General features: G+C 45.4%; 8 protein-coding genes. 4 read left to right on the top strand and 4 right to left on the bottom strand.

All coding sequences use genetic code 11. The annotated features are described in order from the left end of the window. Positions 1-448: 448 nt before the first annotated feature. The 3 genes from AB4185_RS00815 to AB4185_RS00825 form a co-directional block, all read right to left on the bottom strand. The gene (locus tag AB4185_RS00815) at positions 449-3,838 is read right to left on the bottom strand and encodes a response regulator (RefSeq protein WP_017059408.1); all 3,390 of its coding nucleotides are present in this window, start codon (positions 3,836-3,838) and stop codon (positions 449-451) included. 216 nt (positions 3,839-4,054) lie between these two features. After that, positions 4,055-5,077, bottom strand: coding sequence for a 16S rRNA (guanine(1207)-N(2))-methyltransferase RsmC (rsmC, locus tag AB4185_RS00820; protein WP_017066801.1), 1,023 nt, complete (start codon positions 5,075-5,077; stop codon positions 4,055-4,057). A 110-nt stretch (positions 5,078-5,187) separates the two neighbouring features. Then, a complete protein-coding gene (locus tag AB4185_RS00825; protein ID WP_017059406.1) occupies positions 5,188-6,273 on the bottom strand; it encodes an AI-2E family transporter in 1,086 nt (361 codons plus the stop codon). Positions 6,274-6,349: 76 nt separating this feature from the next. On the opposite strand from AB4185_RS00825, the gene AB4185_RS00830 reads away from it, so the two are divergent. Beyond that, positions 6,350-6,475 (top strand): hypothetical protein, encoded by a 126-nt coding sequence (locus AB4185_RS00830; RefSeq protein ID WP_004734537.1) that lies wholly within the window; start codon positions 6,350-6,352, stop codon positions 6,473-6,475. Between the two features lie 139 nt (positions 6,476-6,614). Here the strand turns inward: AB4185_RS00830 and hemL are convergent, their stop codons facing one another. After that, complete coding sequence (gene hemL / locus AB4185_RS00835) at positions 6,615-7,910, bottom strand: glutamate-1-semialdehyde 2,1-aminomutase (RefSeq protein ID WP_010436060.1); 1,296 nt, start codon at positions 7,908-7,910, stop codon at positions 6,615-6,617. Positions 7,911-8,206: 296 nt separating this feature from the next. Here hemL and erpA point away from each other — a divergent pair, with 296 nt between their 5' ends. The 3 genes from erpA to AB4185_RS00850 all read left to right on the top strand — a co-directional run bounded on the left by erpA (position 8,207) and on the right by AB4185_RS00850 (position 13,047). Further along, on the top strand, positions 8,207-8,548 hold the full coding sequence (gene erpA / locus AB4185_RS00840) for an iron-sulfur cluster insertion protein ErpA (RefSeq protein ID WP_004734539.1): 342 nt from the start codon (positions 8,207-8,209) through the stop codon (positions 8,546-8,548). A 271-nt stretch (positions 8,549-8,819) separates the two neighbouring features. After that, on the top strand, positions 8,820-9,944 hold the full coding sequence (locus AB4185_RS00845; protein ID WP_372134672.1) for an efflux RND transporter periplasmic adaptor subunit: 1,125 nt from the start codon (positions 8,820-8,822) through the stop codon (positions 9,942-9,944). 10 nt (positions 9,945-9,954) lie between these two features. Then, the gene (locus AB4185_RS00850; RefSeq protein ID WP_372134674.1) at positions 9,955-13,047 is read left to right on the top strand and encodes an efflux RND transporter permease subunit; all 3,093 of its coding nucleotides are present in this window, start codon (positions 9,955-9,957) and stop codon (positions 13,045-13,047) included. Positions 13,048-13,131 lie beyond the last annotated feature (84 nt).

The raw sequence follows: 13,131 nt of genomic DNA on the forward strand, positions 1-13,131 counted from the left end.
TCAAAACAGGTTGCTTTGGTGGTTTTTCGTACGCAATTGTTAAAGTGATGTGACTCGCATTTGGTTTTGAGGTTCTTGCAGGTTGTAAGTGGCCACTAACTTTAAAGGCTTTTTATTATAATGCCTTACCCTACGTTGGTATAATTGTAGATCTCGGTCACTTGCCAGTTTTACGTTAAATTTCCCTAGAAAATTAAATCTGCCGTTCTGTTGTGACTCGCTTCTCAAACTGCAACAAAGAGTCAGATATGATTGAGAATAGAACGAAAAGTACTGACGGTTACGAGCTCACACTGTACGTAATTGGCGTGAATTCCTCATTGTTTAAGGGCGTAAAAAAAGTGCGTTGCAAGCGATGGGATTCTACTTTTTGTGATTATTAGGCGTACAAAAAAGCCCACGCTAGGTGGGCTCCATTATTCAAAGTATCGTGATGTTGGTTCAGGGATTAACTGGTCAGTAGTTTCTGAAGTTTATCTCTTAGCATCTCAATATGGGTTCTTTCTGGCGTTTGTTCTTTACAGTGTTCCAGTATGAATTCGATTGAGCTCAGTACCGTTCGCCAGCGAGGGGTTTTCGGTAGGGTTTCTACGCGTAGGTATTTGTCTAGCGTTCGAGTTTGCAGCGTACTGCGGTCTAAGTAGACGCGCCACAAGCCACTCTTCTCGGCGAAAGCAAACTTGGTTTCACCAGTCACCGATTCCCAGTAGATGATGGCATTCGTCATCGCATCGACCAGTACCTCACGCATTAACTCTTGCTTGTTTTTACCTTCACCGGTTGCCTTGTCAGCAAGACGAGTAAATTCTCCGCCAAGCTCTTTCAGCTGCTGTAACTTATCTTTGTCGCCTTCAAAGGCATAACTAGAGAGAGCCTCAACCGCCGTTTCAAGGTTATTGATTCGGTTTGAGTTAACACCACCACCTACATTAAAGATATACATGGTGTCGAGCCCTGAGCCTTCAGGCAGCTTAAGGATGTCACTTGGTATGCGCTGACGTGTGTCATCTATATAGATATCAATGTCACCGCAGTAGTGGGCTTGTTCTACCTTAAGGTATTTAGGTGCAATGATCTCGTCAGCCATTGAGCGTTTGAGTTGCTCCTGTCCGCGTCTGAATAGCTTCGCTGCGGCTTCGTTGGCAAAACGAATGCGTTGGTCATCGCGAATACAGATGATGGCTTCAGGTGCCGATTCTAGCTGCTCCAATAAGCGGCCTTGAGTTTCTAGCAAGTTAGCTTCAACCATCGCTCTATGTTTGAGTTCGAGTTGCAGTTGGTCGTTTTCAAGGCGTCTCTGTTCGGCTTTGCTTGCTGATAGATGCGCTGTAATTCGAGCCGCCAGTTCTTGTTTGTTGAACGGTTTAGACAAGTAGTCATTGGCACCCGCTTCGAAACCTCGAACACGGTCTTCTGCTTGGTTGAGTGCCGTTAGCATGATGATTGGCAACTGAGCATGGTCATATTGTTTACGCAGTGCTTCACAAACCTGATAGCCGCTCATTCCTGGCATCATTATGTCGAGCAGAAGCAGCTCTGGCTTCTCTTTCTCAATCAGTTCAATGGTTTCAGGGCCATCACATGCAGTACGTACTCGATAACCTTCTAACTTCAAGAAGCTGTCTAATACTCGCAGGTTAACCGGCTCATCATCGGCGATAACCAATAACGGGCCATCTGGGTTTTCACTGATAACACTGTTTTCTTGTTGGCTGTTATCAATTAAATCAGGCGCTTGGAAGTGAGAGTAGTGACCTGATTCGTTGTAACTGTCCAGCTCACCTTGAGTCGCTAGGGGCAGGGTAAAGCTAAACGTAGTGCCAAGCATTGGTTGGCTACTTACGTACAGTGAACCGCCCATTAGCTCGATCAACTGACGGCTGATCGATAGTCCAAGCCCTGCACCTTGGCGGTAGTTACTCGCATCTTGGCCTGCTTGAATCAATGGCTCAAAGATGTGCTCAAGGTACTCGGCCGGTATACCTTGGCCAGTATCGACAACTTGTACACGAATGTTGTCATCGATAACGCTGGCAGAGATAACAATTTTACCTTCTGAGGTGTACTTGATGGCATTGCCGACCAAGTTATACATCACTTGCTCAAGTCGTTGAGGATCCGATGAAACCAGACCTAAATCACTTGGGACTTGGTTAATAATACGGATTGGCTTATTGCCCAATAGGTGATGAGACAACTCTAGGACCAAGCTGGTGGCTGCCGACAAATCAACGGCTGATTTCTTAATATCTAAGCTGCCATAGCGCATCTTGTGATAATCAAGCAGATCATCAACCAAGGTCGCCAATCTCTGACCGCTATTGATGATGATATCCAACTGATATTTCTGATTAGCAGGAATAGGGCCGTTAGCTCCAGATATCAACGCTTCAGCGATACCCACCATGCCATGCAGTGGTGTTCTCAATTCATGTGAAGTAGTCGCTAAGAACTCATCTTTGAGTTTATTTGCCAGTTGTAACTCTTCGTTTTGCTTTTGAATGGTCTTAAGGTTGTCCTCAAGCTCATCGTTTTGGCTTTTGATGAGCTGCATTTTTTCACGAATAGATCGCTGCATTCTTTCGAAGCTCACCGCGAGTCGGCCTATCTCATCTTTGCGCTCGGTATTGATCATGGTTTCATCGAGATCACCCGCCGATACTTTTTCGGCAGCCCACGTCAGTTTAAGCAGTGGGGATGTGATGAAGTTAGACAGATAGTGCGATGCAACGACTACCAGAATGATCGCCGTTAGCATCACGATCACGAAGATCTTTTCTAACTGATGAATACGGGCAAACGCCTCTTTCTCTGGCAGCTCTACGACAAGAGCCCATGTTGCGTATTTCAGCTCAATTGGCGTATATGCCGCGATGATCGCTTGATCTAGGGTGTTGTCGAAGGTGCCAACCGCTGTTTCGCCAGCCAATGCTTTATCGACAACATCTAGGCTCAAGTTGATAGATTCTTGTGAATGAGCAAGGCTACGCGGCAGGTGATCATCACCTACAAGCAGCGTTTGAATATTCGAACTCTTGTTGAGATCCGCAATCAACTTAGTAATGCCGTTGATTGGTAGCCTAAACATCGCGTAACTGTGTAGGTAGCCTTGTTGAACGATAGGTGCGCCTAGCCATGCGGTCTGTTTGCCATTCTCGTCTTTAAAGTCAGAAACGATAACCGGCGTGTAATCTTCGTTAGATTTGCGTCGGTCGGTTACGTCTTTGGCTAGTCGTTGAAAGGTAATACCTAGGTTGGAGTCCTTGTATTTTCCTGTCAGCAGATTGGTGCCGTAATCGTCATTTTTAAAGACGGAATAAGCGACGTTACCGTTGATATCAACTAAGAGAATATCGTCAAAATCAGAGCGTTTAAGCAGTTCTAGGTAAGCATTATGGTAGCGCTTGTGGAGCAGGCGATAACGCTCGCTGCCAATAAAGCTGCTGGATTCAGGGAGGATCGACGTTTTGATTTGATCGCCAGAGCCTTGAATATAGCGCTGCTGTGCATTACTGCGTGCCTCGTCAATATCTAACCCCAATCGTTGAAATGCATTGATCAAACCATAAAATCGCCCGCCACTGGCATTGGCCAATTCTGAGCGAACAAAGCCCATCACTTGGGATTCTTGAGCTTGTAGGTAATCGACAATTTGCTGCTGCTTAGTATCACGAACCGAAACAAGGTGTGAGGTGCTTTGTTCCTGGAGATCCTGACTGTGCGATTGGAGGAAAAATATCGCGATAAGTGTCACAGGGGTAATACTGAGGACAAGAAATGCCAGCATTAGGGTATTTTGAAGGCGCTTAAACTTCTGCTTACGATAGAATCTAAACATAAATTGGGTACTACTTTCCTTTGATGTACTGCTAAAAGGGGCGAAAACAAGTACAGAGAATAGAATTAACGGGTTCCAATTTAACGAAATTAACGAGTTTTTTTACTTTGACAAGTAAGTGGTATTTAAAGCGTGTGCAAAAGCTCATTTTTATAGAGTTTTGACAAAAATATGAACAGACAGCGCAGATAATGACCCTGCGCTGTGCTAGAGAGGTTATTTGTTTGCGTGATAGATCGCGAATTTAGTGGTCTTATTTAGAGTCGCGCATTTTCCAAACGCTTGTTCAATAATTGGAATGTATTTTAAGAAACTATTCGCAACAATAATCATCTCACCAGAACGCTTCAAATGCTTAGGAGCCTGAGAAAGTAAGGTCTCAGTCGCGCTGTAGCTAGTGTCTAAACCTGAATGGAATGGTGGGTTACTGATGATGAACTGATAGTCTTCTGCAGTATCAGAATAGACATCGGATGCGAAGACTTTACCCGTTAAACCATTCGCTTCTAGCGTTGCTTGGCTTGATGCCACGGCAAATGCACTGATGTCGCACATTTCTAGCTCGATATCTGGGTTACGAGATGCCATCACCGCGCCCAATACGCCTGCACCACAGCCAAAATCCAGTACCTTGCCTTTTAGTTTTGGCAGAGTATCCAACAGAAGTTGGCTACCGACATCGAATTGACCGTGACTGAAGACGCCAGGAAGGCTTTTTACCGTAAGTGATTGCTCACCAATGTTAACCGTGTAGGTCTTAAACCAGTCTTGCAGGTTGAACGCTTGTGGTTGCTCGAAGCATTGACCCCAGTAGAAAGAGCAACGACGCGCTGAATCGTATTTAACAACTTTGCCGTAAGGAGCAAACATCTTCTCGATGCTTTTCACGCCTGAACGGTTTTCACCAACCACGACGATCTCGGTATCTTTGCCTAGCTTGGCAAATAGCATCGCCAACAAAAATTCCGCTTCCGCTTTGGCTTTTGGCCAGTACAACATCACTAAGTCGGCTTTAGTCTCTTCGGTAAACTCCGCACCATAAAAACGTTGGATGGTGTTGTAGCCTTCTAATTGACGGTAGTAGCTGTAATTAGAAGTAAACACAGAGACAGATTCACAATGCTTCGCTAACTCAACAGGGAACAAGTCTTCTGCCTCACCGGCAACTAAAACATGTTTGCCTTCAAAGTAGGCGAGTTGGCGTTGAGCAATCTGGCTTGGTGCAATATAAGCTGACATAGGACACTCTGTTGAATCGTTAGCAAAAAATGAGGGCGGATTTTCGCATAATCCGCCCAAAGCTTGAAGTGTTTAATACGGGTTCGCCAATCAAGTTGACGTCAAGTTCGTTAACTCTTGTCTTGCTGGTTTAAAAAGTCCTTAAACTCTTCATCGTAGATGTTGAATAGGACAATGGTAATCGCAAAAATCAATGGTCCGTAGATAAGACCAATTAGGCCAAACAGTTGAATACCACCCAATAGTGAGAAGAAGATCATCAGGGTATTCATGCCTGCACTGCCTTGCATTAGCAGCGGACGCAGAAGGTTATCAATTGAACCAACAATCGCTACACAGTAAACCGTTAGGAAAATCGCCCACGTGGTATCACCAGTTAGGAACAAGTAGGTTGCTGCTGGAATCCAGATTAATGCGGTACCCACAACTGGGATGAAAGAGGCAAAGCCCATCATAGTACCCCAAAATAGACCTGGGAAACCGGCAATCCACATACCTAAACCGCCGGCAAAACCTTGCGCTATTGCGGTTAAGAATGAGCCCATTACTGCTGATTTAGATACTTGTTCTATCTCTGTTAGAAGTTTGTCTTCTTGGCTACGAGACAGCGGCAGAATATGACGAACCACACTGATGATTTTGTCATGATCTCTTAATAAGAAGAACAAAACGAACAGCATCAAGAAGAAATCCATCAAGAAATTGGTTGCGTCACCTAAGATTTTGGCACTGATACCAACTAGCTTAGAACCAAAGCTGGTCGCAAACTCACCGACTTTTTGTGCGATGGCTTGGGGCTCAATGTTGTCGAAAGGCAGGTAGTTATTCACAAATGACAGCGCTTTGACCACTAACGGATGAGCAAACAGAGTCTGAATGCCACCGTGGGTCACCCATTGGTAAGTATTCTGAGAGAACAGAGAACCTTGCTGAACAATTGCTGCGAATACTGCCAATAAAGGGATAACAATAATGAAGGTCAGTATGATACAAGACAGCAGAGAGACGATGTTTTCTTTATTCGGGAGCTTTTTTTCAAGCCACTCATGGATTGGGAACATCAATAGTGAAATGATAAAGGCCATCACGATAGAGTTAACGTATGGCTCGATAAGCAAGTAACAAGCATAAGCCGCCGCGAGTAGGGCAATGATGATCACCCAGTGGCTGGAATTGATTTTGAGTTTTTCTGACACGGTAATGGTCTCTATATTTGCGTTCTGAGTTTATAATGGCTGCAAAACAGAGAGTTAGCAATGAGGAGTTTTGATAATGGGATGCTGTAATAAAGATAAGAAATGCCAAGACGAAGAACAGCAAACAAAAAAAGAGATCCCTTGGTTCAGAATGTTCCTTGGTACCTTGATGTTGTTGGTTTTCCTTTTCTGGGAACGTTAATGCTTTTGGTTCAGCTTTAGCCTTAGTCGACGGCTAAATAAGCTGTCATATTTGTGGCTGGTGAGCGCGATATATAAAAAGGGCTGCATTTAATGCAGCCCTAAATTCAATCGGTTAGCGACTTATAAAGTGCTTTCGATTATTTGCTTTCAGCAGCAATGATCGCAAGAGAGCGGTCAGCAGCTTCTAGTGTTGCATCAAGTTCTTTTGAACCATGAGCAAGAGAAGTAAAGCTTGCTTCGAATGCTGAAGGTGCAAGGTAAACACCGTGATCTAACATTAGGTGGAAGAAGCGCTTGAAGCGTTCTACATCACACTTAGTTACATCTTCGTAGCACGTCACAGTTTCTTGGTCAGTGAAGAAGAAACCAAACATACCGCCAACTTGATGAACTAGCATCGGGATGCCGTGCTTGTCAGCAAGTTGCTTGAAGCCTTTTGCCAACTGCTTAGTTTTTGAAGCTAGACGCTTTTCGTTGCCTTCTTCTCGTAGAAGGTTCAAACATGCGTAGCCAGCAGCCATTGCAACAGGGTTACCTGAAAGCGTACCCGCTTGGTAAACAGGGCCAGTTGGTGCGATGTATTGCATCACGTCTTTACGACCACCGAAAGCACCGACAGGCATGCCGCCGCCAATCACTTTACCAAGACACGTTAGGTCTGGCTTGATGTTGTAGTAAGCCTGAGCACAACCTTCAGCAACGCGGAAACCTGTCATTACTTCATCAAAGATTAGCAATGCACCTTCTTGATCACAGATTTCACGTAGACCTTCGTGGAAGCCTTCTACAGGAGGGATACAGTTCATGTTACCCGCTACTGGCTCAACGATGATACAAGCGATCTCACCTTTGTTTGCTGCGAAGATTTCACGTACTGAATCTAGATTGTTGAAGGTTGCTGTTAGCGTTAGTTTCGCAAAATCAGCCGGTACGCCTGGAGAGCTTGGTTGACCTAAAGTCAGTGCGCCAGAACCAGCTTTTACAAGTAGGCTGTCTGCGTGGCCGTGGTAGCAGCCTTCAAACTTAAGAATTTTGTCACGACCAGTGAAGCCACGAGCTAGACGAATCGCGCTCATTGTTGCTTCTGTACCTGAGCTCACCATACGTAGCTGTTCCATTGATGGAACCATCTCAGATACCAGTTCAGCCATTTTGATTTCAGTTTCGGTTGGAGCACCGAAGCTAAGGCCGCGTTGAGCTGCTGCAATAACTGCGTCACGAATAACCGCGTGGTTGTGACCAAGGATCATTGGACCCCAAGAGCCAACGTAATCGATATACGCTTTACCATCAGCATCAAAAATAAGTGGGCCATCAGCGCGTTCAACGAAGATTGGAGAACCACCTACGCCATTGAATGCACGAACTGGAGAGTTTACGCCACCAGGAATGGTTTGCTGTGCTTTTTCGTACAGCTCTGCTGATTTGGTCATTGATATATCCTCTTTTGACTGTCGGACCAATTGGCACGCATTGTACCTATCCCTAATCCAACTAGGAATGCTTTCGCCCAGATAATCACCCGAATCTGGTTGTTTTGTGTGGTTACACGTTTTAATTGTTAGATATTGGCGAGTTTACAGCAGTAAAAGGACCGATCCTGTGGTGAATACTTGAACGTTTCAGTCAGGTATTAGATAATCACCGGAATATAAGAAAATACTCAACAACTATGGTCTCGAATTAGATTTGTATCATGTTGTTTTTGACACAGGTAAGAGAGGTTGTCGTGAGCGAAGTAAATATCCCATTGTCTTTTTCTGATGCAGCAGCTACCCGCGTACAAACGCTAATTGCTGAAGAAGAAAACCCAGAACTAAAACTGCGTGTATACATTACAGGTGGTGGTTGTAGCGGTTTCCAATACGGCTTCACATTTGATGAAAAAGTAAATGATGGCGACACTACAATTGTAAACAGCGGTGTAACGCTGGTTGTTGATCCAATGAGCCTACAATACCTAATGGGCGGCATGGTTGATTACACTGAAGGCCTAGAAGGCGCACGCTTCTTTGTGAACAACCCGAACGCTACAACAACATGTGGTTGTGGCGCATCATTCAGCGTATAGCATGAGTTGAAAATAGCTTGAGCTCAAAGCTGTATTAGATACATTTCAAACGCCGAACTTATGTTCGGCGTTTTTGTTTTTACTTAGTAACTTATTACTTTTCAAAGCATTCCTCTCATTTTTAGTACACGGCATATTTTTTAAACTGTCGATAGCGTCCAACTTCGTTGAGGATTGGTCTGTTAAGGTTACCTTTGTGCATAAGGAAGTTGCACATCACGCTATTAAGCCAACTAGCGCGCCTGAATGACATCGGACAAAAGGATTTGTTATGCCCACTCTATTTTCTAACTCACCACTTTTTCAGAAATTGAAGCAGCCGTGGCTGGTTTCTCTGACTCTAGTCGTGTTGTTGTCGATCTGGCTTGGTTTAGGCGTAGGGCAAGCAGAAGAGTCACCTGAAAAAAAGGCAACAGAAATTCCGCTGGCTAAGGTTTCCTTTCAAACCTTCACCTCATCACCGACCTTTAAAACGATTGATCTCTATGGAAGAACGGCGCCCGATAGGCATGCTCGTCTAGGTGCAGAAGTCGCGGGTAAGATTGTCAGATTGAATGTTGTTAAGGGGGGGATGGTTAAAGCAGGACAAGCCATTGCCCAGATAGATAAGGGTGATTTAGAGATTCAACTAGAGCGAGCATCTGCGTTATATCGCTTGAAGCAGAAAGAGTTCAAAGCGGCGCAGTCACTGAAGAAAAGAGGACTGCAAGGTGAAATCGCCTACACCACAGCTGAGGCTTCATTAACAGAAGCAAAAGCCATGATGCGCAATGCGGAATTGGCTTTAAAGAATACTGTCATTACTTCGCCTTTTTCGGGTGTGGTTCAAGATTTGATGGTGGAGCTCGGTGATTTCGTTAGTGTTGGCGATCCTGTTGCTGGCGTGATTGACCTCGATCCTTTGGTTATTGAGGCGGATGTCAGTGAGCGTCATATCCAACATTTGCTAGTCAATCAATCTGCTTTGGTTCGTTTGTTAGGGCGAGAAGAAGCGGAAGGCCGTTTACGCTATGTTTCTCGTATCTCTTCTGTTGCTACTAATACCTTCCCAATCGAGATAGAAATCGATAACTCTAAAGGCCTATTACCAGCAGGTGTCAGTGCCGAAGTTAAACTCAACCTAGAAACAAGAGATGCAATAAAGATAACACCGGCGATGCTAGCATTGGATGAGGCGGGTAACCTAGGGGTCAAAACCTTGGTTTCAGTCGATGACTCACCAACGGTGAAGTTTGTAGGCATTCAGCTAGTAAAGGCCGAACAAGATGGAGTGTGGCTCACGGGGCTAGGTCAACGCGTCGATATCATCACAGTAGGCCAAGGGTTTGTGCGTGATGGTGATTCGGTGATTGCTGTTAAGCAAGTCGCTGAACTCTCTAACGTAACCGCAGAGTAGGAGATAACCGATGTATTCAATTATTGATGCAGCCTTGTCTCGTGCTCGAACAATGCTCTCCCTTTTAGCGTTAATCCTTGTAGCCGGTGTCGTCACCTATATCACGATACCTAAGGAATCGAGCCCAGACATTACCATCCCAATTATCTATGTTTCGGTCGGGCACCAAGGGATCTCGCCAACGGATGCAGAACGTTTATTGGTTCGACCTATTGAGCAAGAGCTGAGGTCGATTGAAGGCGTAAAAGAGATGACAGCAACCGCAGCAGAAGGGCATGCCTCTGTTGTGTTGGAGTTTAATGTTGGCGTCGATCTCACCAAAGCAATGGCCGATGTGCGTGACGCGGTTGATCTGGCTAAACCAAAACTACCAGAAGACAGTGACGAACCGACCGTAAATGAGGTGACGCTGGCTTCTGAGCAACCTGTTTTGTCTGTTGTGCTATTCGGTACCGTTCCTGAGCGCACCATAGTGCAAATTGCCCGAGAGCTTGGAGACAAATTAGAAAGCTATCGCCAAATCCTTGAAGTCGATATTGCGGGCGATCGCGCTGACATCGTCGAGATCATTGTCGATCCGTTATTGATGGAGAGCTACAGCTTAGATCAAGCGGATATCTATAATCTGATCGCTCTGAACAATCGAGTGGTGGCCGCAGGTTTTGTTGATACTGGCTACGGACGTTTTTCTGTCAAAGTCCCTTCGGTATTTAACTCCTTAAAAGACGTGCTTGAGTTGCCTATTAAAGTGGATGGCAAGCAGGTGGTCACTTTTGGCGATGTCGCTACGGTTCGTCGAGCGTTTCGAGATCCTGAAAGTTTTGCTCGTTTAGATGGCAAATCTGCGGTGGTGTTGGATATCAAGAAGCGTGCAGGTGAGAACATCATCGAAACCGTTGAGCTAGTCAAAGCGGTAATGGCTGGTGCTCAGCAGCAAGCGGAATGGCCAAATAACCTGTTGGTCAAATACACCTGGGATGAATCTAAAGATGTGAAGATCATGCTTAATGATCTGCAAAACAATATCTTATCCGCCATTATTCTGGTGGTGATCGTTATCATCGCGATTCTTGGTGTGCGTACCGCTTTGTTAGTGGGTATTTCCATTCCAGGCTCATTCCTAACCGGGTTATTGGTTCTTTCGGTGTTTGGCTTAACCGTCAACATCGTAGTGCTGTTCTCTCTGATTATGGCGGTGGGGATGCTAGTAGACGGTGCGATTGTGGTGACCGAATTTGCAGACAGGCGAATGCAAGAGGGTGAAGGGCGCAAAGCCGCTTACCGAGATGCAGCGAAACGGATGGCGTGGCCAATAACCGCATCGACTGCCACAACCTTAGCCGCATTTGCTCCGTTACTGTTTTGGCCGGATGTGACGGGCGAATTCATGAAGTTCCTGCCATTAACACTGATCGCGACATTAACTGCCTCATTGATTATGGCGCTGTTGTTTGTGCCAGTATTAGGCGGTTTGATTGGCAAACCTCAATACGTGTCGTCTCAGAGCCAAGCTCGAATGGTCGCACTACACAACGGTGATTTCTCACAGGCTACTGGTTTAACCAAGGCTTACTACCACACGCTTTCGATTGCGATTAAACACCCCTTTAAGATTTTGTTCAGTGCGGCACTGCTCGCGGTTGCAGTTGGTTTTACTTATTCAAAAGCGGGTCTAGGTGCAGAGTTCTTCCCAGAAGTTGATCCGCCATTCTTTAATGTCAAAGTTCGCTCGCATGGGGATCTGTCTATCCAAGAAAAGGATGACATCATGCGTGATATTGAACTGATGATGCTCAATCATGATGAGTTCGATACCGTTTACACGCGTACTGGTGGTGACGACCAGATTGGTTTGATCTCAATTACGCCTGTTGACTGGCAATATCGACGCAGCGTTAAGGCGATTATTGATGAGTTGAAGGTACAAACCGATCAATACGCTGGTGTTGAGATTGAATATAAGTTCCCTGATGCTGGGCCTCCGGTTGAAAATGACTTAGTGATTGAGCTGTCGGCAAGAACTCCAGAGCAGCTCAATCAGGCTGCAAAAATTGTGAGAGGTTGGGCTGATGGAAATAAAGCACTGACCAATATCAGCGATACTGCGAGTAAAGATGGCATCGATTGGAAGGTGGATATTCGCCGCGACGATGCTGCGCGCTTTGCTGCTGATGCGACCTTGGTGGGTAATACCGTTCAATTCGTGACTAATGGTCTCAAGATTGGTGATTACCTCCCAGATGATTCTTCAGAAGAGGTCGATATATTGGTGCGTTACCCGAATGATAAAAGGGATATTGGACGCTTCGACCAGCTTAGGGTGAAAACGCCAGCAGGTTTAGTACCTATTACTAATTTCGCTCAGATCGTTCCCGACCATAAGCAAGACACCATTAAACGCCTTGATGGCAAGCGTGTGGTGAACATCATGGCGGATATGGAAGAAGGGTATAACCTTGCTCTCGAACTACCAAAGATCGAACAAGCATTGAGTGAGCTAGGGCTGCCGAGTAGCGTGGAATTTCGCATCCGTGGTCAAAACGAAGAACAAGAAAACTCGTCAGCCTTTTTACAAAGTGCTTTCTTGGTTGCTTTGGCGGTAATGGCTTTGATTCTGATTACTCAGTTCAATAGCTTCTATCAAGCGTTTTTGATTCTGAGTGCTGTATTGTTTTCGACCGTTGGCGTGTTCGTTGGCTTACTGATCTTCCAACGTCCGTTTGGCATTGTGATGTCGGGAATTGGGGTAATAGCGCTCGCCGGCATAGTCGTGAACAACAACATCGTGTTGATTGATACTTATAATCAGCTCATCAAAAGAGGCTTGGACAAGCGAGATGCGATTCTAAGAACCGGTGTTCAGCGTTTAAGGCCAGTAATGCTCACGACGGTTACGACTATCTTAGGTTTAATGCCGATGGTGTTAGAGATGAACATCGACCTGATTAATCAAAAGATAGAGTTTGGCGCGCCAAGTACACAATGGTGGTCACAGCTTGCGACCGCTATTGCTGGTGGTTTGGCGTTTGCCACGGTGCTGACTTTAGTATTAACCCCTTGTTTGTTAATGCTTGGACGGAACAACAAACCTGAAAAACAGTAGCTAGTTGTGGTATGTGAGCATAAAAAAGAGCGCCTTGATGGGCGCTCTTTGCATTTTTCTATTTTGCAGTGAAGCTACAAACGC

Source organism: Vibrio sp. 10N.286.48.F5, assembly GCF_041469785.1.
Taxonomy (GTDB): Bacteria; Pseudomonadota; Gammaproteobacteria; order Enterobacterales; family Vibrionaceae; genus Vibrio; species Vibrio crassostreae_C.

Coding starts and splice junctions, on each gene's coding strand:
- AB4185_RS00815 (WP_017059408.1), bottom strand. CDS start 3,838: ATGTTTAGATTCTATCGTAAGCAGAAGTTTAAGCGCCTTCAAAATACC.
- rsmC (WP_017066801.1), bottom strand. CDS start 5,077: ATGTCAGCTTATATTGCACCAAGCCAGATTGCTCAACGCCAACTCGCC.
- AB4185_RS00830 (WP_004734537.1), top strand. CDS start 6,350: ATGGGATGCTGTAATAAAGATAAGAAATGCCAAGACGAAGAACAGCAA.
- hemL (WP_010436060.1), bottom strand. CDS start 7,910: ATGACCAAATCAGCAGAGCTGTACGAAAAAGCACAGCAAACCATTCCT.
- AB4185_RS00845 (WP_372134672.1), top strand. CDS start 8,820: ATGCCCACTCTATTTTCTAACTCACCACTTTTTCAGAAATTGAAGCAG.
- AB4185_RS00850 (WP_372134674.1), top strand. CDS start 9,955: ATGTATTCAATTATTGATGCAGCCTTGTCTCGTGCTCGAACAATGCTC.